Source organism: uncultured Campylobacter sp. (genome assembly GCF_938045625.1).
Classification (GTDB): domain Bacteria; phylum Campylobacterota; class Campylobacteria; order Campylobacterales; family Campylobacteraceae; genus Campylobacter_A.
In genome coordinates this window covers 1-19,934 of the sequence record NZ_CALIAV010000046.1, presented here as the reverse complement: position 1 = coordinate 19,934, position 19,934 = coordinate 1, and the positions used below count along the sequence as shown (strand labels likewise).

Sequence of the window (19,934 nt, the reverse complement as noted above, 5' to 3'; positions counted from 1 at the left end):
CTCGCCGATAGCAAATTTTAATCAAATTTTCGCTAAAATCGAGTCAAATTTAAAAGGAGTGCAAATGAAACTGGGAAATTTTTCCGCAAACTCAAGCCTAAGCAATCAGTACCTAGAACAAGCTCAAAATAACAGCGCAAAAGCCCTAAATAACATCTCCGCACAGCGTGCTCTAAGCGGTATCGACAGTGCAAATCTTGCTATCGCGGACTCTTTGCGCTCTCAAAGCTCCACGCTAGAGCAGGGCGTCGCAAACGCAAACGACGCTATCGGCATCCTACAGATCGCAGACTCCGCGCTAGCAAATATCACGCAAAGCGCCGACCGTATCGGCGAGCTATCGGTCAGGTATAACGGCGACATCCTAAACGCCGACCAGCAAAAGATGATAAAAAGCGAGGCGGATGCGCTCGTGGGCGCGATGAAAGAGAGCACGCAGCAGGCTAGCTTTAACGGCAAGAACGTATTTGGAGGGCAGATGAGCTTCCTAACCGGCAACGGTACGGCGAGCGTAAATTTAAATGCGCCCGATTTTAGCGGTATAGACGTAAGTAACGGCGAGAGCGTGAGTAAATTTATCGGTAGTGTAAACGCTCTGCGAGGCGAGATCGGTGCGGCACAAAACGGCATAATCTCGGGTATCAACGCAAGCCTAGCCAAAAACGTCGCGCTAAGACAAAGCGAGTCGCAGCTGCAAAATAACGACATCGCTAAAAATCTAAGCGCCTTTAAGCAAAACGACCTGCAAGCAAACGCCGCGATCCTCGCGCAAGCGCACAATACCGCAAGCTTGCAAAGCCAGTTTAATAGGCTTTTGGGTTAAATTTAACTGCTTTTATATTTTAGCCGCTACGTTCCTTGGCGGCTAAAACTCTTTTGCTTCCTACTTCGATTTTGACAAAAAAGTTGCCGTAAAATTTATCCTCTTAAAACTCATCAAAAGACATTTAGAAAGAATTATTACAATTCTTAAATTTAAGCCAAATTTACCTTGTATTTTTCTTCTTTTTGAAATATAATACTTATAAAATTTATTTTAAGGAGAGAAGATGAAAATATCAAATTTAGCCGTAGTTTTTGCGGCTGGTTTGCTGCTTGGCGGATGCGGCGCGCCTATGTTTTTGCCAAAGCCGCTGGATGTAAATGCTCGTGGAATAACTGAGGTTCGCGATACGCCGTATAACTGTAGAGTTTTGGGCGAAGCCGAGGGTAGCGACGATGCGACCGGATACGCTGCAGCAACTTTGGAACAGGTTAGAAAAGGGGCACTTAATGATCTTAGAAACGAAGCTGTTGCTGTTGCAGGCACTGGCAAGCGCATAACTCTTTATATATTAAATGAACAGGCACTTTGCTATGGCGAACAAGGCAGGTTGGTTAGATGCCCGCAAAATAGCGTTTATGTAAACAGCTACCGCGTACGCGCGCAGATATTTGACTGCGGTGAGAAGTAGAATTTAAACTAAATTCAATAAAAAGGTAAAATTTAGAGCGTTAGTCTTTCTGAATTTTGCCTAAACCCTCCACATTACCTTTGCTAGGATTATCATTATGACGCACAAAACAAGGGCGATGATATGCGAGTATTTGCCGAATGGATCGGGCTTTTTTAGCTTATAGACGTAAAAGAGCGATATCGCCGTGATTAGGCACATTAACCCTAGCACGCCGATCTTGGTCGCGAGTAAAATTTGAAACGAGCTACCGAGCCATCCGTTCTCGCCGCCAAGATAATCCTTTGCCATATAAACGCCGCTGATGATCAGCAGCAAAAACGCAGTGCCAAACACCTTTGCGCTGCCTTTGGTGTAGGCTTTTTTGACGCGAGCGAGCGTATCCTCGTCGATATGCTTTTTAGCAAATGGAAATATGCAAACGTCGAAAAATACGTAACCGACAAAGGCTACGGCGCTCAAAATATGAACGATCAGGAAAAATAGATACATTTAAGACCTTTTTTGTTTGATTATATTTAAATCAGTCGTCCAATTGGATGATTTTGATTAAGGATTGCGCGGAAGAGGGTCAAATTTAATCTACAGACGAAGCGGCAAATTTGCAAAATAAGCGAACAAAAAACTACACGGAGTCAAATTTGGATTTGGTAAATTTGAGATAATGAATTGAGAGATTTATAAAAACCGCCCGTTAAATTTAACGGGCGGGGCAAATTTAAGGGCGCGTAAAAACGCTAAAACCTTAAATTTGAGTTTAAAGCCCTTGCCAAAACAAGGGCTAAATTTTACTCGACTTCGGCGTCTATGACGTCGTCGTCTTTTTTCTTGCCGCCGTTTGCTTGCTCGCCCGCGGCGCCGTCTTTTTTATACATCGCTTCGGCTAGCTTGTGGCTGGCTTCGCTTAGAGTTTTGACCTTCGCATCGATCTGCTCTTTGCTAGCGTTTTCGTCTTTTAGCGTCTCTTTTAGCTCGTCCAGCGCCTTTTGGATACGCTCTTTGTCCTCGGCTGGGATTTTCTCGCCTAGCTCGTCAAGGCTCTTTTGCGTTTGGTGCGCTAGCGCGTCGGCTTGGTTACGAGCCTCGACTGCGTCTTTGCGCTTTTTGTCGTCCTCTTTGTGTAGCTCGGCATCTTTGACCATGTTGTTGATCTCGTCCTCACTTAGACCGCTTGAGCCTGAGATCGTGATGTTTTGGGCTTTGCCGGTGGCTTTGTCTTTGGCTGAAACCGTTAGGATGCCGTTGGCGTCGATGTCAAACTCTACTTCGATCTGCGGTACTCCGCGAGGAGCGGCAGGGATGCCCTCTAGGTTAAACTGACCCAAAGACTTGTTATCGCGGGCAAATTCGCGCTCGCCTTGTAGTACGTGGATCGTGACGGCGCTTTGGTTATCCTCGGCAGTTGAAAATACCTGATTTTTCTTAACCGGGATAGTCGTGCCTTTTTCGATGATTTTCGTCATCACGCCGCCTAGAGTCTCGATACCTAGGCTTAGCGGAGTGACGTCTAGGAGCAACACGTCCTTCACGTCGCCTTTGATGACGGCGCCTTGGATCGCCGCGCCGATAGCTACGACCTCGTCCGGATTTACGCTTTTATTTAGCTCTTTACCAAATGCTTTTTTGACCTCTTCTTGAACTAAAGGCACGCGCGTCGAGCCGCCCACCATGACGATTTCTTTTATATCTTTTTTGTCCAGTCCGGCATCTTTTACGACCTCGTTTATCTTGGTGATCGTTTGAGCGACTAGATCCTCTATCATGCCTTCAAATTTTGCCCTAGTTAGCGTCTTTGTGAGGTGTTTTGGACCAGTAGCGTCAGCTGTGATGAACGGTAAATTTATCGTCGTTTCTTGAGCCGAGCTTAGCTCTTTTTTAGCTGTTTCGGCAGCCTCTTTTAGACGCTGCATAGCCATCACGTCGGTTTTTAGATCGATACCCGAGTCGCTTTTAAATTCGCTCGTTAGCCAGTCGATTAGGCGGTTATCGAAATCATCGCCGCCGAGAAACGCGTTACCGCCCGTAGCCAAAACCTCGACCACGCTATCGCCGGTTTCTAGCACCGTAACGTCAAACGTACCGCCGCCTAGGTCGTAAACCATGATCTTTTCGGCCTCTTTTTTATCTAGACCGTAAGCAAGAGCCGCCGCAGTAGGCTCATTTATGATGCGAAGCACGTTTAGTCCGGCGATAGTTCCCGCCTCTTTAGTCGCTTTTCTTTGGCTGTCGTTAAAGTACGCAGGTACGGTGATGACGGCGTCCACGACGGTTTCGCCCAGGTAGCTTTCCGCATCCTCTTTTAGCTTTATGAGTACTTTTGCAGAGATTTCTTGCGGAGTGTAGACCTTGCCCGCGATCTCGATAGCGCACGCGCCGTTTCTATCTACGATGTGGTACGGCAGGCGAGATTTGGCCTCTTGTGCATTTTTCTCGTTGCTCATTAGACCCATTATTCTTTTTATAGAGTAGATGGTTTTTTCAGGGTTTGTGACGGCTTGGCGTTTTGCGCTGTCGCCTACTAAAATTTCGCCCTTATCAGTAAACGCCACGACCGAAGGAGTCGTGTTTTTACCCTCTTTGTTCGGGATTACTTTGCTTTCGCCTCGCTCATACACGCTCACGCATGAATTCGTCGTTCCTAGGTCTATACCTATTACTTTTGCCATTGTTTTTCCTTTTTATTAAATTTTTCTTTCAAATTTTACTTCGCTATCGATACCATCGCAGGGCGCAAAACTCTGCCGTTGATGAGGTAACCTTTTTGTATCACTTGTACGATCTTGCCTTTTTCCACGTCTTCGCTTTCTACTTGTAGCATTGCATTGTGGAAATTCGGATCAAAGTCCTCGTTGGCTTCGATCACGGTGATGCCGTTTTTCTCGAAACACTTTTTAAACTGATCTATCGTTATATAAATTCCTTCTTTGATTTTTGCCGCGTATTCGTCGCCTTCGGTTTCAAAATTTACCGCCATCTCAAGCGCATCTATCACCGGAAGTAGATCTCGCGCAAATTTCTCGTTCGCGTATGTCGCAATGTCCGTTTTTTCCTTTTCAAAACGCTTTTTGATGTTTTCAAAGTCCGCGTTGGCTCTATAATACTTATCCGTTAGCTCCTCGAGCTGCTTTTGAAGCTCGACGTATTTTGCGTCAAGGCCCTCAAAGCTGATACTCTCGTCGAAATTTGACGGGATTTGCTGCTCAAGTTCTACGTTTTCATTCTCGTTCATGCCGCCTCCTTTAGGTTGTTTAAAAATCTTTCATAATCATTATAAATGCTGCCTGCGCAAAGCATTTTAGCTTCTTTGCCCTCATAATTTATGCCAAGCTTCATGCCTAGGTAATTTTCGCCGAAAAAGACTAAATTTGAGTCAAAAATCATATCAAAACTAGGGCTTAGAGTGTTTTTAAAGCTCTCGCCGAAAATTTCAAGCGCTACTTTTTCGTTTTCTAAAAAGCGAATTTTAGTGCGTTTTAGTTCAGCTATCTTATTTCTTAGCTCATTTAGGCCCACCTGCATACAGGTAAGCTCGAGTCTGTCGAGCTCTATACCGATGAGATTGCTCAAAAATTTTTCGACTTTCGAGTTAAATTTGAGCGCGATCTCGTCCTCGCTAAAGCTCAAAATCAAAAATTTATTGTTTAAATTTAAGACCTCGTTTAGCGTTTGGGTTTTGCTTTCAAAAACCATCGCGTAAATTTCAAATTTATCGCTTAGCAACTTTAGTAGGCTTGGATTTGCGATATTTGGCGTTTCGTCGAAATTTAACCTAGCTCGCCAATAATCTCTCATCGTGGCAGCCGTCGGTATCCTGCCGCCGCTAACGTGAAACTGCGTAATCGCGCCCTCGTCGGAGAGCTTTTTAAAATAAACTCTAATCGTAGAGGCCGGGATCGACATCGCCATACGCGAACCAAGCTCGCTAGAGCCGATCGGAGCGTTGTCGCTAAGATAAGCTTGAATAATAGTATCAAGTATCAGATCTCGCTTACTTATCTTTATCATATTAGCACTCTCTCCTTTAAATTGCTAGACGAATTATACAACATTGAGCGGATAATTGTCAAGGGGTAGAGTTAAAAAAAATTATTTAGATAACTTTAGTGTAGTTAGCTCAAGGTTATAAGGGTAAAATTTTGGGCATTATTGGCAGCGTGCTGGAAAATTTGAACAAATTTAATGTAAGAGTATAGTAAATTTGATTTTATTGCTAGAAGTTTTTATGAAATTAAAATTTGCCGAGTTAAATTTAAAAATGTGTAAAAAGTAAAATTTGAAAGAAAAGCCCCAAATTTAGGGCTTAGGATTATTTATCTCTGAGATTTAGCTCAGCGATAACTTTTGTGTAAGCTGCGTAATCTTTAGCTTTTAGATATTTCATCAAGCGTTTTCTGCGGCCAACTATTTTAAGTAGTCCGAGGCGAGACGAGTGATCTTTTTTGTAGATTTTTAGGTGCTCGGTTAGCTCCTCGACTCTTGCTGTTAGCAATGCGATCTGAACTTCCGGAGAGCCCGTATCTTTTTCTTTTCTAGCGAATTTCGCAACAATTTCTGCTTTTTTAGCCGAATCCAAAGCCATAGTGACCTCCTGATTGGTGAGATTAAAAAAGGCGATTATATCATAAAAATCAAAAAATGCGGCGCCTATTTTAAAAAATATTGATTTAATCAAATTTGCAGATAAAATTTAATAAAATATCCGCAAAAAATTTAAAGGAAATTTATGCTTTTGACAAAAGCGAGCGAATACGCGCTGCTTTCGCTGATTTACATAGCACAAAAAGACATTCCCTCAGATGTCGATACGATGTCGGGCGAGCTTGAGATATCAAAAAGCTTTTTGGCTAAAATTTTGCAAAATTTGGCCAGAGAGGGCATTTTGGTTTCGTTTAAGGGCGCAAACGGCGGATTTATGCTCGCGCAAAAGCCTGAAGAAATCAGCATAAAAAGAATAATCGAAAGTGCTGAAAAGCGTAAAATGGCGGTATTTGAGTGCTCTATCTCGGCTGATAGCTGTGCCTCTAGCAAGGGCGGAATGTGTCAAATTTGGCCGATGTTTAGCGCGCTACAGTCTAAAATCGACGATTTTTTAGATACAATTACGTTAGCAAATATAATCAAGAAGTAAATTTTGGCAAAACAAAAGCGCAATATCCTAACACTGGTCGCACCGTTTTTAGAGCCCATCGTAAGGTTTAAGGGGCTCACGATCGTCGGCGTCATAATCGCCATCCTTGCGATCATCATCGTGCCGCTTCCTAGCGCGGTTTTGGACTTTTTTCTTGCGCTTTCCATCTCTATCTCGGTGCTCATCATCCTGATCGCCGTTTATGTGCCAAAGCCGACCGACCTTAGCACCTTTCCGACGCTTATTCTCATCATCACGCTTTTTAGACTCTCGCTAAACATCGCCACTACGCGTATGATTTTAAGCGAAGGACACAACGGTCCCGATGCCGTGAGCGAGATAATCTCAAGCTTCGGACAGTTCGTCGTAGGCGGCAACTACGTCATCGGAGTGATCGTATTTACCATACTGGTGCTTATAAATTTCATGGTCGTTACTAAGGGTTCGACGCGCGTGAGCGAGGTTCAGGCGAGATTTACGCTTGATGCGATGCCGGGTAAGCAAATGGCGATAGATGCCGACCTAAATGCCGGCCTAATCGACGAAAAGACCGCTAGAGAGCGCCGCGAAGCCATTATCGGCGAGGCGAATTTCTACGGAGCGATGGACGGTTCGTCTAAATTTATCAAAGGCGATGCTGTCGCTGGCATCATCATCACGATCATAAACATCGTCGGCGGCTTTCTCATTGGCTCGTTTCAGTACGGCCTAGATATGGCTACCTCGGCACAAAACTACACGATCCTAACGATCGGCGACGGTCTAGTGAGCCAGATACCTGGCCTCATCACGTCGACGGCTACGGCGATCATCATCACGCGCGCTAGCAAGGACGATGAAAATTTCGCCGAGGGCTCGCTAACACAGCTACTAGGCGAATACAAAACACTTTTAATAGTCGGTTTTATACTATTTGTTTTTGCTCTAGTCCCGGGACTGCCGACATTATCTCTGGGCTTTATCTCGCTTCTGTTTTTAAGTATGGGCTATATAATGAAAGAGGTAAAAGAGGGCAAGATAAATTTGACCTCCAAAGCTCAAAGCGCAAGCTTGGCGCAAGGCGAAGAGGAAGGGCCGGCGGCGCCTAAACCGCCTAAAAAAAGCGAAGAGGAGATCGCTCGTGAAGAAGAAGCTAAGATAAACGATATCTTAAAACTTGAAATTTTAGAGCTTGATCTAGGATACGGCCTGCTAAAGATCGCCGAGACCGATCTCATCGAGCGCATACGAGCGATGCGCCGAAATATCGCGGCACAGCTTGGCTTTTTGATGCCAAAGATCCGTATCCGCGACAACCTCCAACTGCCGCCCAACGAATACCGCTTCAAGCTAAAAGGCGTCGTGATCGGACAGGGAGAAATTTACGCGGATAAATTTCTAGCGATGGATAGCGGGCTAGTTAGCGACAACATCGAAGGCATCCCGACTAAAGAGCCGGCGTTTGGCCTAGATGCGCTATGGATCGATGCGAGCGTGAAGGAGGACGCGATACTAAGCGGCTATACGATCGTAGATCCCGCGAGCGTCATCTCCACGCACATGAGCGAGCTGATAAAACAAAACGCCGCCGAGCTCCTAACTCGCCAAGAGACGCAAAATTTGCTCGACAAGCTAAAATCAGAATACCCCGTCATCGTCGAGGATACGCTGCGCATCGCGCCTATCGGAGTGATCCAAAAGGTGCTAAAAGCGCTGCTAAAAGACCATATCCCGATAAAAGATATGCTAAGTATCCTAGAGGCGCTAAGCGACATAGCCGAGGTTAGTAAGAACCTCGATATGATAGTCGAGCACGTCCGCACCGCGCTTGCTCGTGCTATCACTTCGCTTTACGTTGATGAGGGCGGGCGGTTAAATTTCTACGTGATGGACCCAGCCGCACAGCAAAAACTGATCGACGCCGTGCAGTATAAAGACGGCGCGTATCACCTGATGATAAACGTCTCGCAGACCTCGGCTATCGTGCAGGCTCTGCGCGAGGCGAGGGCGAAGCGGCCGATCTCGGAGTACGGCTCGATGATACTTTGCGTGGAGCCTAGTTTGCGTAAATTTATCGCTGATATCTGTGCAAATTTCGCCATAGATATCACGGTGCTTAGCTTTGCCGAAGTCGCGGCAAATACGCCGTTTGAGACGCTAGGCACGATAGAAATATCAAATTTGTAAGGAATAAAATGACCATCCACCACCTCTCGCACACCGATCTGGACGGATACGGCGCGCAGGTAATAACGAATCACTATTTTAAAAACGTTAAATTTTATAACTCAAACTACGGCAAGGAGATCGACGAGAAATTTGATCAAATTTTGGCTCAAATTTCGGATAAAAGCGTAGCCCAGACGCAGTCAAATTTAAGCGGCGAGCAAAACGATAACTCGCAAAATGCGTCCGAAAATCACGGCAAAGACGAAGTGATTAAAAATGACGAAAAAGCGCTTATTCTGATAACGGATCTAAATTTAACCGTGGAGCAGTGCGAAGCCTACGAAAAGGCGCTTGCAAATAAAAACGCTAAAATTTTACTCCTAGACCACCACCAAAGCGGCGCCGAGTGCGCGAGCAAATTTAGCTGGTATTTTTTAGATAGCTCAAGGTGCGCGACCAAGATCACGCATGATTTTTTCGCTAAAATTTACGGCGTTGATGCGAGCCTAAATCACTTTAGCGACGTCGTAAATGCGGTCGATATCTGGCTAAAAGAGGACGTAAATTTTGAAATGGGTAAGGTCGGGCTCGGACTCGTTGCAAACGCAAAAGAGATAAATAAAACGATGTTTGAGGCAGAAAACTCGCGCTATCTTTTTTATCTTATCGAGCGAGCGCGGGAGTTTTTTGACGCGGGAGACGACTACGTCGGGCTTGACGAGGCGATTTTTGGATTTAAAAAGGACTTTTTCAAAGAGGATAAAAACGATACGCTAAGCAACCTTATCTCGGCCTTCGTCGTAAAAAAACTAAGCGAGGAAAAAGAGAAATTTAGCATAAAATATAACGATCTTAACGGCATTTTGACCTATAATATCGGCAACACTTCGGTTATAGGCAACGATTTTTTAGTTGCGAACCCCGATATTGATTTTTTCATCGACGTTACGAGCAAAAAGACGCTGAGCTTTCGCGCTAACGGCAAAGTGGATGTGAGTCAGATGGCTAAAAATTTAGTCGGCGGCGGCGGACACGTGAACGCTAGCGGCGGACTTTTTGCGGGCTTTAAGGATAGCTTTAGCTATGAAAACGTAAAGGCGCAGATAACCGACCTAATAACTAAAAAAACGATTTTACAAGGATAGAAAATGAAAGAAATAGAACCTACCGTGGACGAGCTAAGCTACGAGCTTTCGATGATGTTAGAGGCGATGCTTTATTATGCTGGCGTGAAAAAAGATAGGCTCGAGGACGCCGCAGAGACCTACATCGAGTGCATCGACGACGCGCTGGAAAACTCGGGTGCCGAGGGCGTGGACGAGGTGCTCGAAGTCGTCGAATATATGAAGAAAAAGCACGCTAAATTTTTCAAATGAAAACTCTAGCGCAAATTTTATTTTTTTCGACTCTGGCGGCTGTACTGGGCGGATGCGTGTTTTTAAACGACCGCGGCGTGACGACGAAGTACTACAACGAGTGCAAGGAGTACTACGACGCGACGGGCGTCTATCACAAAGAGTGCCCTAAAAACATCATCGACTGGACGGAGTGATGAGCTTAGAAGCGGCTAGAGCGGCGAAGGCTAGGGAGCTGGCGGGCAAAACCTACGCGCCTTTGATACGCGAGGTAGAGGAGCTAGCGGCTAAATTTAAGGGGCGCGAATTTGAGCTTAAATTTGACGATATAGTCGAGATAAACGCAAATTTAACCCCCAAAGAGCGCGAAGAGACTCTACAAGCGGCGCTAAATTTACGCTCGTGGCGCAAGGGACCGTTTAAGATAGACGATATCTTTATCGACAGCGAGTGGAGGAGTTTTGTCAAATTTAACCTGCTCGCGCCGCACATGGATCTATCGGATAAGGTCGTGGGCGATATCGGCTGCAACAACGGCTACTATCTCTTTCGTATGTTGCTCCAGCACCCGAAAAAGCTGATTGGCTTTGATCCTGGCGTTATGAGCTTTTTGCAGTTTAAATTTATCGACGCGTTTGTGCGCTCGGGCATAGAGTACGAGCTGCTAGGCGTCGAGCATTTGCCCCACTATGGCGTCAAATTTGACGTGCTCTTTTGCCTGGGCGTGCTCTATCACAGAAGCGATCCGGTGCGTACGCTAAAAGAGCTAAAAGGCGCGCTAAATGCGGGCGGCGAGCTCTTTTTGGACACGATGTATCTTGATATGGATGGCGATTTTGCCCTGAGCCCTAAAAATACATACTCAAAGATACCAAATATCTACTTCGTGCCGACTATTAGCGCGCTTTTAAACTGGTGCGAGAGGGCAAGTTTTAAAGACGCGCAAATTTTAGCCACAAAGCCGACGGACGCGCACGAGCAGCGAAAAACGGAGTGGATCTTGGGTCAGAGTTTGGGCGATTTCCTCGATCCCACAGACCCGGCGCGCACGGTCGAGGGCTATCCCGCGCCAAAACGGGTCTATCTAAAACTAAGCGTATGAAAAGGTGAAAAATGGACGAAAATATCTACGACGACAACAGTAGCGACGGAGTCGTACTTCCAGAGGATGAAAATCCGTTTCGCAACGAGCTAAAAACCTCGCCGAATATAAAAATCGGTCTTAGTGGCGCCGTGACGCAGCTCGAGTCAAACCGCGCCAAAACGCGCTTTTTCGCCACTAGCGACATGGTCGCCGATAGCGAGGGGCTCATACACAGCGGATTTGTTTTCTCTGCGGCTAGCTACGCGGCGATGGCGGCGGTCAATGAGACTTTTAGTGTGGTTATCGGGGCTAAGATACATTTTTTCGCTCCGACCAAGCTAAACGAAGCGATCGAATTTGATGCGCGCTCGCACTTTAACGAGAGCAAGAAGCGCGAGGTGCGAGTAACTGGCACGACGAACGATATAAAGGTATTTGAGGGGACTTTTCAGGTTGTGATTTTAGAGGATCATATCTTTAAAATTTACAAAACGAGCCTACAAAAACAAGCCGCGCAAAGGCGAAACGAGGAAAAACGCAAAGAAGAGGCGAAGCAAAACGCGTAAGCTTGGTCAAATTTGATGAAATTTGGCGGCGCAGTAAATTTAGCGCCGTCTTTTTAGGCGGTATTTTGGCAAAACCAGCATAAATTTAACGCCAAATTCGCCGCCGTCAAATTTGCCGTTTTATTTGTAAATTTAGCGCGGTTGTTGAAAATCTAAAAGCTCAAATTTGATCCGTTAAAATCTCATCTCCCTACCGATCATATTTATCCAAAAGTCTAAATTTGCTCGCTCGGCTTTTAGCGTCGTTTTGTCGCCGTGACCTGGATACAGTATAAAATCTCCTTGTAAATTCTTGCATTTTAGCAGGCTTTGGCGCATATCCTCGGCATTTGAAAACGGAAAATCATAGCGCCCGATCGAGCCTCTAAACAAAAAATCTCCGCTAAAGATAACGTCGTCCACGCGCACCATACAGCATCCTGGCGTATGCCCAGGAAAGTGCATAAACTCGATCTCAAAGTCCTCTATGTTAAATTTAACGTCCTCAAATTTCGCTCCGCCGACGCAAATCGCGTCGTGCATCGGCTGCTGATCCGCATCCCAAAGATCGTCGTGAAGCATGAAATTATCGTCTTTATGGATATAGACCGGAACATTAAAAAAATTTTTTAAGCTAACATTGTCAAGAACGTGATCGGAATGCCCGTGAGTGTTTAAAATAGTGAGTGGCGCGTGTGAATTTTTAACGACAAAGTCATATGAATCTTGACCTGGATCAATGATAATATCGCGCCCGTTTTTGGATACTACGTAGCAGTTGGTTTGATAATCTCCGCATGGTTTTGAAAAAATTTTCACGTTTGTCCTTTTATAAAATTTAATTAAAATAAATTGTATATTCTTTAAGCTTAAAAGTTAAATTTTATAAAAAGATTGTATAATATTTTAGAATTTAAATTTATCGGTGATAATCGTTATGAAAAATTATTCGCAAATCAGCCTGAAGCTAACCGAGTTTTTAGCGAGCTACCTCCAAAAAAGCGGCGCAAAGGGCTTTGTTTTGGGCGTTAGCGGCGGTCTAGACTCTGCCGTCGTAGCCGCTCTTTGCGCGCGCACGGGCTTTGAAACGCATGCGCTTTTGATGCCGACGAAGTACTCAAACGAGCGAAATTTAAGCGATGCGCTAAAGCTTTGCGAAGATCTAAAAATAACGTATAAAATCATCGAAATACAGCCGATTTTGGATAGCTTTACCGCACAAATCGGCGAGCCACTGTCAAATTTGCGCATGGGAAATCTAAGCGCAAGAGCTAGGATGTGCTTGCTTTACGACTATTCGGCAAAGGTAAACGCGCTAGTCGTGGGTACTAGTAACAAAAGCGAGCGCCTTCTTGGATACGGCACGATCTACGGCGATATGGCGTGCGCGCTAAATCCGATCGGCGAGCTATTTAAGACTGAAATTTACGAGCTGGCGCGCGAGCTTGGTATCGATGAGAAAATCATCGCAAAAGCCCCGTCCGCCGACCTTTGGGAAGGGCAAAGCGACGAGGCCGACATAGGCTACACTTACCAGCGACTGGACGAGGTTTTGCATTTAGTGCAGAGTAAAAGCGAGGCCGAGCTGGCGTGCGAATTTGACCCAAAGCTCGTCGCGACTGTGTTTTCAAGAATGAGAGCAAATAAATTTAAACTCTCGCTGCCGCCGATTGCTAGCGTGAACGGCGAGTAAAATTTGAGCTAAATTTACGGCTACGGCGATAAATTTGGCTGAGGTTTTGAAAGTCAAAAACGGTGAAATTTGATGACTGATTCGGCGTCAAATCTACTCGGTTTTGAGATATGGTAAATTTAACGGCAAAGTTGCGATGATTTTTCTGAAAGTAAAAATAGATAAAACTGCCGTAAATTTGGCAGCAAAATAAATTGAAAAACAAAAAAGAAACGCAGAAGGTAAGATAAAAATAAAAAAACAAGGAGTCGCAATGGAAGAGATAGCATTTTATAGACCTACTATCGACGAGGCCGAGATTACGCTTATAAAAGAGGCTCTAAAAGACCACGGTTCGGTGATTGTGGAGCGGCTGGAGTCCGAGCTTAGGGAGTATTTTGGTGTAAAACATGCCGTTACGACTAACAACAACAGCGCCGCTCACCATAGGTAAGATAAAATAAAAAACAAGGAGGCACAATGGAAGAGATAGCGTTTTATAGACCTACTATCGACGAGGCCGAGATTACGCTCATCAAAGAGGCTCTAAACGACCACGGTTCGGTGATCGTGGAGAGGCTAGAGGCTGAGCTTAGAGAGTATTTTGGCGTAAAACATGCCGTTACGACCAATAACAACAGCGCCGCTCACCATTTGGCACTCTGCTCGATGGATCTAAAACGCGGCGACAAGATCATCTGCTCGGTAAACTCTACTCCGAGCGTGGCGCAGGCGATCAGGCATTTTGACGCCGAGCCGATATTTGTGGATATCAACGAAGACGACTTCAACATGAACCCTCAGTCTCTGCGAGACACGCTAAGAGCGCACAATCACAAAAAGCTAAAAGGTATCTTCGTAAACCACGTCGGAGGGCAGGCGTCAGATATGGACGAGATCTACGCTATCGCGCGGGAGTACGACGTAAAGGTGCTAGACGACGCTGGCAAGTCCGTCGGCCTAACATATAACGGCGTAAAAATCGGCTCTGATGACCGCTCGCTTATCTCTTGCTTTAACGTTCATTCTCAGCTCACAAACCCGATCGCAACGGCCGGCTTTATGCTAACGGACGACGATGCTATCGCCGAGCGCGCTAGACTACTGCGAAACCACGCGATTGTGAATGGCGGCATAGATAAAGACGGCAACCTAGGCTACGTCTACGACGTCGTAGATATCGGCGTGAAGTACGATCTAACGGGACTTTGTGCGGCGTATGCGGTGGCGCAGTTTGAAAAAACGGATAAATTTATCGCGCGACGCAGACAGATCGCCGCCATCTACGACAAAGAGCTCGCAGGCTGCCCGCACGTCTCGCTACCGATCAAAAAGCGCGACCACGTCTATATCCAGTACATCATCAAGATCGACAAAAACCGCGACGGGTTTGCCAAGGAGCTGCTAGAACGCGGCATCCATACAGCGCTTCACTACAAGCCGATGCACCTTTTGAGCTACTATAAAAGCAAATACGGGCTTAAGGTAAATTCATTCCCGAATGCGCTAAAAACATATCAGCAGGTGCTTTCGTTGCCCGTTTACAACGCGCTTAGCGACGAAGAGGTTGCATATATCTGCGAGAGCGTGCGAGAAGTAGCCAAAACGCGTGTTTAAAAGGAAAATTTACGCCTTTGCGCAGGATTATTTTTACTCTCCAAATTTACGGCAAAAGTGCCTAGCTATCGCGCTTTTACCGCTTAGCTGGATTTACTGCGTGGGCGTGATTTTAAAATCCAAATTTAGCAAAACTTTGGATTTTGGCATTCCGATTATCAGCATCGGAAATTTAACCCTAGGCGGCAGCGGAAAGACGCCGCTGGGTATTGATATATTAAACGAATTTGATGGCGGCTGCGTCGTGTTACGAGGCTACGGTAGAGCTTCAAAAGGGCTCATAAAAGTCGCAGTCTCGGGCGAAATTTTGGTGGGCGTCACGGTTAGCGGCGACGAAGCCATGGAGTACGCAAAAAGCGTAAAAAACGCAAACGTCATCGTGAGCGAAAACCGCGATATCGCGATAAAAGAAGCCAAAAAAATGGGCGCAAAGTACGTGCTACTAGATGATGGCTTCGGTAAATTTCACATCAAAAAATTTAACGTCCTGATCCGCCCTTCCGCAAAGCCCTATTTTGATTTCGTCCTGCCTAGCGGTGCGTATCGCTACCCGAGCAAATTTTACGCCAAAGCCGACTACGTCGTAAAAGAGGGCGATGATTTTACGCGCACAAGCGAAATCATAAATCAAACCCCAAAGATGGTTTTAGTAACGGCCATCGCAAATCCGCAGCGTTTGGAGCCATACTTTAGTCTTTGCGTGGGGCACGAGATTTATCCCGATCACTACGCGTTTTCGCGGGACGAGCTAGCGGGGATCTTGGCTAGCTACGGCGCGACCTCGCTACTGGTCACGCGAAAAGACGCCGTAAAGATGGAGGAGTTTGGCCTGCCACTCTCCGTTATCGCGCTAAAAACGACGCTGGCGGATAAATTTAAACGAATTATCAAAGAGAAAATTCTATAATCTCCTAAAAATTTTAGGACGCTTTAAATGAAATTTATACTAACTTCTTGCGCCGATAAGGTCGCAGCCAAAGCCCTAGCCAAAAAGCTCGTAAAAGCTAAATTTGCCGCTTGTGTCAGCGTTTTTAAGGCAAATAGCGTTTATTTTTGGGACGGCGAGATAAAGGATGAAAAAGAGCGGGTCTTACTCATAAAAACCGCGGTTAAATTTAAAAAAGTGGCTAAATTTATCGCGAAACATCACGACTACGATCTGCCTGAGATAGTCGCTTTTAAGGCGGACAAAGCTAGCAAAAAATACAAAAAATGGATAAAAAAGGAAAGTAAATGAAGTTATTTCAAACTAGAGCAAATGCGGGCGAGAGCCTAAAAAGCGTAGAATTTAGCCAGGCGCTACTAAGCCCCAGCTCCGCTCACGGCGGGCTTTACGCGCCGACGCAGCTGCCGCGGCTGGACGCAAATTTCTTTGCGGAGGCGGTAAATTTTACCTACGCACAAATCGCTCTGAAAATCATAGAGAAATTCGGATTTGACGCGGACGCGGCGATGTTTGAGAGGGCGGTGAAGCGGTACGAGAGATTTGACGATCCGCAAAATCCCGTGCAAGTGCGAAAAATCGGCGAAAACCTCTACGTAAACGAGCTTTATCATGGGCCTACCCGCGCGTTTAAGGATATGGCATTGCAGCCTTTTGGCGCGCTACTTAGCGAGCTAGCCGCAAAAAGAGGCGAAAAATACCTCATAATGTGCGCTACTAGCGGCGACACCGGACCTGCGACGTTAGATACCTTTGCGGATGCGCCCGGCGTCAAAGTCGTCTGCCTCTATCCAAAAGACGGCACTAGCGAGGTACAGCGCCTACAAATGATAAACGCAGGCGCCGCAAACCTCAAAGTAATCGGCATCGAGGGCAACTTCGACGATGCGCAGCGCGCGCTAAAAAGCCTGCTAGCTAACGAGAAATTTAAAGAGTGCCTAAGCGCGGCCGGACTCTCGCTCTCAGCGGCAAATTCGGTAAATTTCGGGCGGATTTTATTTCAGATCATCTATCACGTTTACGCCCACGTCTACCTGCTAAAAACGGGCGCGCTAAAAGACGAATTTGACATCGTAGTGCCTAGCGGCAACTTTGGCAACGCTCTGGGCGCATACTACGCTAAAAAAATGGGCGCAAAAATCGGCAAAATCAAAATTGTCTCAAACGCAAACAACATCCTGACCGAGTTTTTCACGCAGGGACGATACGATCTGCGCGGCAAAAGTCTGATTAAAACGATCAGCCCGGCGATGGATATCCTGGTTTCATCAAACGTCGAGAGGCTGCTTTTTGATAAATTCGGCGCCGTGCGAACTAAGGAACTGATGGATAGTCTCGCGAGCAAGGGCTTTTACGAGCTTTCAAATAGCGAGCTAGACGCGCTAAAAGAGGACTTTGATGCTGATTTTTGCAGCGACGCGGAGTGCGAGAAATACATAAAAGAGTGGGCAGCAAAGGGCGTCGCCGTCGATCCGCACACGGCTACATGCTTTAAAGTGGCGGCGAATTTAGCGCGTCCGTGCGTGATAACGTCGACCGCGCACTGGGTCAAATTTGCTCCAAGCATGTTTAAAGCGCTAAAAAACGAAATGCTAAAAGACGAAAAAAGCGGGCTTGAGGCTTTGGCAGCGGAGTTTAAGGATGAAGTGCCCGGCGCGATAAAGTCACTCTTTACAAAAGCCGCCGTACATAGCGAAATCTCCGCAAAGAGCGAAATAGAGGCTAAAATTTTAGCTTGGATCGAGCGATGATCATCATACCTGCAAGGCTCGCCTCGACGCGAATGCCTAATAAAATTTTACGCGAAATAAACGGCGTGCCGATGTTCGTCGCTACGGCGCGCAGGGTGAGCGCGGCTGATGAGGTCGTGATCGCCGCAGACGACGAGGGCGTGGTGCAGATCGCGCAAAAATTCGGCTTTAAGGCCGTGATGACTAGCCGGGCGCATCAAAGCGGAACCGACCGCATCAACGAAGCTGCGGGCATGCTTGGCGTCAAAGATAGCGAGATCATCATAAACGTGCAGGCCGATGAGCCCTTTATTGAGCCTGAAAATATCGTCAAATTTAGAGAATTTTGCGAGAAAAACGCAGCGCGAGCATTTATGTTTTCGTGTTTTAAAATCGTCGTCGGCGAGCTAGCTGACGATAAAAACTTAGTCAAGGTCGTGACCGACGACGCGGGCTACGCGCTTTATTTTTCGCGCTCGCGCATCCCGTTTGACCGCGCGCCGTTTGACGCGTACAAGGCGCATCTGGGCATCTACGGCTACGGCGCGGCAAATTTGAAAAGATTTTGCTCATTTGCACCGTCGACTCTCGAAAATACCGAAAAGCTCGAGCAACTGCGCGCTCTATCAAACGGCGAGAAAATCCTCATGCTTGAAGTGCAAAGCGACAGCATCGGCATAGACTGCGAGGAGGATCTGCAAAGAGCGCGGGCGAAATTTGGCATTGAGTTAGATTAACGCCCAAAGCCCCGAAATTTGGTAAATTTGCCCAAAGGAAAAATGTATGACGAATGAGAAATTTACCGAACAGGTCACGACTCTGGCGAAATTTTTACAGACTTACTGCACTGATAAACACGCACTAGAGCCAAAGCGTGAGATAAATTTGGAGCTAATTTATAAGGGCGAAAGTCTAAACCGTAGCGCCCGAACTCAGCTTTGCGCTGAGTGTGAGCAGCTGTTTTTCTACGCTCACGAGCGGCTTTTGGCCTGTTCACACGATATCAAACCGAGTTGCCGCAAGTGCCCGCATCCATGCTACGAAAAGCCTAGATGGATGCAGATGGCAAAGATAATGAGATATAGCGGCGTGAAGCTCGGCCTTGTGAAGCTTAAAAAGATATTTACGTTTTCAAAGACGGCAGAGTAGGGGGTGGGTCTGTGGGCTAAATTTGACGTGTTTTGGGTCAAATTTGCAAAACGTTTTGCAGAGGATGCGAGAAATTTTTTAAAAAAGCAAGCTGCAAACTCGCGCTATACGTTAGGCAATTAAGCCTACTACGCTAAAACGGACGTTAGCGAGCGCGAGTTTTTTGCCAGTAACGCAAGTATAATATTTGCTATACGCGCTTGACGAGCTGTGGGTATTGCAAAAATAACGGCCTTGGCATATATAGCTTTAGGCGTTAACGATATTAAAAACCGCATCGGACTAATGGACGATAAATTTAACTAGTGGGAAATATCGGTTTTACGCAATTTAAGCCGTACCTGCGCGGCCGAAATAAATATGACGACACGCAGGGTTCCGCGCCGTATCCGTGTAGGTTTAATCCAAAGAGTTAAAACTATACTTGATAAATTTAGATAGTAGCTACGATTAAGGGGCTTATGATTTAATGTCGTTACTATTGACTTTTATTGAGGTTTGCTCTCTTTTGCCACTTATGTGATATAAAGAAAGCAATATTACTCCTATGACCGATGTTATAGCAAATCCTGTTTCGCCCATGTATATTGCAAAAGCTAAAACTGACAAGCTACTTAGCATTATAACCAATCCCAACCATTGCCCTCTATCCATATATGTTCTATTCTTTTGTGCATCTGTAAGGCGCGTAGCTTGCTCTATTTTTTCAAGAGTAAGTATTTCAACATCCATTTTTTGTATGTGGGCTTGATTACTTTTTATAATGCCTATGTATTCTTCTGCTAGCTTGATGTCCGTCTTTGCTAGACTGCTTAGCTCCGACGGATTTACTTCTATGCTAACATTATTTACTATACTTTGAATTAATGCCTTGATATTTGGGCTGTTTTCTAGTTCTTCATTTTTTATTTGTTGAAGTTTTGCGTCTATCTTTTTCTTTCTCAATCAAGACCCTTCTTTTTTCAAAAATTTCAGATGAAATTTGCCCTAAGCTCTTTGTCGTTTTTACTTGTATAGGAGTAAAGGCATTTCTAAAGCCTAGAACAAAATACTTTATTGCTGTGCTCATTTTCGTCTAACTCCTTTCTCTTTATTGATTGATTTTTTAT

The 19,934-nt window shown here is 45.7% G+C and carries 25 protein-coding genes; 17 read left to right on the top strand and 8 right to left on the bottom strand.

Annotated features, from left to right (window positions below; genetic code table 11):
• Positions 1-64: 64 nt before the first annotated feature.
• Together Q0386_RS04215 and Q0386_RS04210 are read left to right on the top strand one after the other, a co-directional pair.
• Positions 65-823 (top strand): flagellin, encoded by a 759-nt coding sequence (locus Q0386_RS04215; protein ID WP_299027518.1) that lies wholly within the window; start codon positions 65-67, stop codon positions 821-823.
• Between the two features lie 226 nt (positions 824-1,049).
• The gene (locus Q0386_RS04210) at positions 1,050-1,454 is read left to right on the top strand and encodes a hypothetical protein (RefSeq protein WP_299027515.1); all 405 of its coding nucleotides are present in this window, start codon (positions 1,050-1,052) and stop codon (positions 1,452-1,454) included.
• Between the two features lie 60 nt (positions 1,455-1,514).
• Here the strand turns inward: Q0386_RS04210 and Q0386_RS04205 are convergent, their stop codons facing one another.
• From Q0386_RS04205 to rpsO, 5 genes are all read right to left on the bottom strand, one after another.
• A complete protein-coding gene (locus Q0386_RS04205; protein ID WP_299027512.1) occupies positions 1,515-1,946 on the bottom strand; it encodes a trehalose-6-phosphate synthase in 432 nt (143 codons plus the stop codon).
• A gap of 296 nt (positions 1,947-2,242) precedes the next feature.
• Positions 2,243-4,120 (bottom strand): molecular chaperone DnaK, encoded by a 1,878-nt coding sequence (gene dnaK / locus Q0386_RS04200; RefSeq protein ID WP_299027509.1) that lies wholly within the window; start codon positions 4,118-4,120, stop codon positions 2,243-2,245.
• A 35-nt stretch (positions 4,121-4,155) separates the two neighbouring features.
• Entirely contained in the window at positions 4,156-4,683 is a 528-nt protein-coding gene (gene grpE / locus Q0386_RS04195) for a nucleotide exchange factor GrpE (protein WP_299027506.1), read from the bottom strand.
• Positions 4,680-5,459, bottom strand: coding sequence for an HrcA family transcriptional regulator (locus tag Q0386_RS04190; protein ID WP_299027503.1), 780 nt, complete (start codon positions 5,457-5,459; stop codon positions 4,680-4,682). The genes grpE and Q0386_RS04190 overlap by 4 nt, the downstream gene beginning before the upstream one ends.
• A gap of 301 nt (positions 5,460-5,760) precedes the next feature.
• The gene (gene rpsO, locus Q0386_RS04185; RefSeq protein WP_002952011.1) at positions 5,761-6,033 is read right to left on the bottom strand and encodes a 30S ribosomal protein S15; all 273 of its coding nucleotides are present in this window, start codon (positions 6,031-6,033) and stop codon (positions 5,761-5,763) included.
• Positions 6,034-6,177: 144 nt separating this feature from the next.
• Here rpsO and Q0386_RS04180 point away from each other — a divergent pair, with 144 nt between their 5' ends.
• From Q0386_RS04180 to Q0386_RS04150, 7 genes are read left to right on the top strand one after another with little or no spacing between them, the layout of a single operon-like run.
• Positions 6,178-6,582: an Rrf2 family transcriptional regulator gene (locus Q0386_RS04180; protein ID WP_299027498.1), complete on the top strand. Its 405-nt coding sequence runs from the start codon at positions 6,178-6,180 to the stop codon at positions 6,580-6,582.
• A 3-nt stretch (positions 6,583-6,585) separates the two neighbouring features.
• Positions 6,586-8,748: a flagellar biosynthesis protein FlhA gene (flhA, locus tag Q0386_RS04175; protein WP_299027496.1), complete on the top strand. Its 2,163-nt coding sequence runs from the start codon at positions 6,586-6,588 to the stop codon at positions 8,746-8,748.
• 8 nt (positions 8,749-8,756) lie between these two features.
• On the top strand, positions 8,757-9,875 hold the full coding sequence (locus Q0386_RS04170; protein WP_299027493.1) for a 3'-to-5' oligoribonuclease B: 1,119 nt from the start codon (positions 8,757-8,759) through the stop codon (positions 9,873-9,875).
• Positions 9,876-9,878: 3 nt separating this feature from the next.
• A complete protein-coding gene (locus tag Q0386_RS04165) occupies positions 9,879-10,106 on the top strand; it encodes a hypothetical protein (RefSeq protein ID WP_002945055.1) in 228 nt (75 codons plus the stop codon).
• A complete protein-coding gene (locus tag Q0386_RS04160; protein WP_299027489.1) occupies positions 10,103-10,282 on the top strand; it encodes a hypothetical protein in 180 nt (59 codons plus the stop codon). Before Q0386_RS04165 ends, Q0386_RS04160 begins: the two co-directional genes overlap by 4 nt.
• The gene (gene cmoB / locus Q0386_RS04155) at positions 10,282-11,187 is read left to right on the top strand and encodes a tRNA 5-methoxyuridine(34)/uridine 5-oxyacetic acid(34) synthase CmoB (RefSeq protein WP_299027486.1); all 906 of its coding nucleotides are present in this window, start codon (positions 10,282-10,284) and stop codon (positions 11,185-11,187) included. Before Q0386_RS04160 ends, cmoB begins: the two co-directional genes overlap by 1 nt.
• Before the next feature lie 11 nt (positions 11,188-11,198).
• Positions 11,199-11,735, top strand: coding sequence for a PaaI family thioesterase (locus tag Q0386_RS04150; protein WP_299027483.1), 537 nt, complete (start codon positions 11,199-11,201; stop codon positions 11,733-11,735).
• A 174-nt stretch (positions 11,736-11,909) separates the two neighbouring features.
• Here Q0386_RS04150 and Q0386_RS04145 read toward each other — a convergent pair whose 3' ends face one another.
• On the bottom strand, positions 11,910-12,533 hold the full coding sequence (locus Q0386_RS04145; protein WP_299027479.1) for an MBL fold metallo-hydrolase: 624 nt from the start codon (positions 12,531-12,533) through the stop codon (positions 11,910-11,912).
• A 118-nt stretch (positions 12,534-12,651) separates the two neighbouring features.
• On the opposite strand from Q0386_RS04145, the gene Q0386_RS04140 reads away from it, so the two are divergent.
• The 8 genes from Q0386_RS04140 to Q0386_RS04105 all read left to right on the top strand — a co-directional run bounded on the left by Q0386_RS04140 (position 12,652) and on the right by Q0386_RS04105 (position 18,825).
• Positions 12,652-13,407 (top strand): NAD+ synthase, encoded by a 756-nt coding sequence (locus Q0386_RS04140; RefSeq protein ID WP_299027476.1) that lies wholly within the window; start codon positions 12,652-12,654, stop codon positions 13,405-13,407.
• Positions 13,408-13,660: 253 nt separating this feature from the next.
• Positions 13,661-13,840, top strand: coding sequence for a DegT/DnrJ/EryC1/StrS family aminotransferase (locus tag Q0386_RS04135; protein ID WP_299027473.1), 180 nt, complete (start codon positions 13,661-13,663; stop codon positions 13,838-13,840).
• A gap of 26 nt (positions 13,841-13,866) precedes the next feature.
• Positions 13,867-15,003, top strand: coding sequence for a DegT/DnrJ/EryC1/StrS aminotransferase family protein (locus tag Q0386_RS04130; protein ID WP_299027470.1), 1,137 nt, complete (start codon positions 13,867-13,869; stop codon positions 15,001-15,003).
• The gene (locus Q0386_RS04125; protein ID WP_299027467.1) at positions 14,996-15,910 is read left to right on the top strand and encodes a tetraacyldisaccharide 4'-kinase; all 915 of its coding nucleotides are present in this window, start codon (positions 14,996-14,998) and stop codon (positions 15,908-15,910) included. The genes Q0386_RS04130 and Q0386_RS04125 overlap by 8 nt, the downstream gene beginning before the upstream one ends.
• A gap of 27 nt (positions 15,911-15,937) precedes the next feature.
• Positions 15,938-16,240 (top strand): divalent cation tolerance protein CutA, encoded by a 303-nt coding sequence (gene cutA, locus Q0386_RS04120; protein WP_299027465.1) that lies wholly within the window; start codon positions 15,938-15,940, stop codon positions 16,238-16,240.
• On the top strand, positions 16,237-17,697 hold the full coding sequence (gene thrC, locus Q0386_RS04115; protein ID WP_299027462.1) for a threonine synthase: 1,461 nt from the start codon (positions 16,237-16,239) through the stop codon (positions 17,695-17,697). The genes cutA and thrC overlap by 4 nt, the downstream gene beginning before the upstream one ends.
• Positions 17,694-18,413: a 3-deoxy-manno-octulosonate cytidylyltransferase gene (gene kdsB / locus Q0386_RS04110; RefSeq protein ID WP_299027693.1), complete on the top strand. Its 720-nt coding sequence runs from the start codon at positions 17,694-17,696 to the stop codon at positions 18,411-18,413. The genes thrC and kdsB overlap by 4 nt, the downstream gene beginning before the upstream one ends.
• A 46-nt stretch (positions 18,414-18,459) precedes the next feature.
• A complete protein-coding gene (locus Q0386_RS04105; RefSeq protein WP_299027459.1) occupies positions 18,460-18,825 on the top strand; it encodes a nitrous oxide-stimulated promoter family protein in 366 nt (121 codons plus the stop codon).
• A gap of 459 nt (positions 18,826-19,284) precedes the next feature.
• Here the strand turns inward: Q0386_RS04105 and Q0386_RS04100 are convergent, their stop codons facing one another.
• Entirely contained in the window at positions 19,285-19,770 is a 486-nt protein-coding gene (locus Q0386_RS04100; RefSeq protein ID WP_299027456.1) for a hypothetical protein, read from the bottom strand.
• A complete protein-coding gene (locus tag Q0386_RS04095; protein WP_299027453.1) occupies positions 19,724-19,894 on the bottom strand; it encodes a hypothetical protein in 171 nt (56 codons plus the stop codon). Before Q0386_RS04095 ends, Q0386_RS04100 begins: the two co-directional genes overlap by 47 nt.
• Positions 19,895-19,934: the final 40 nt, after the last annotated feature.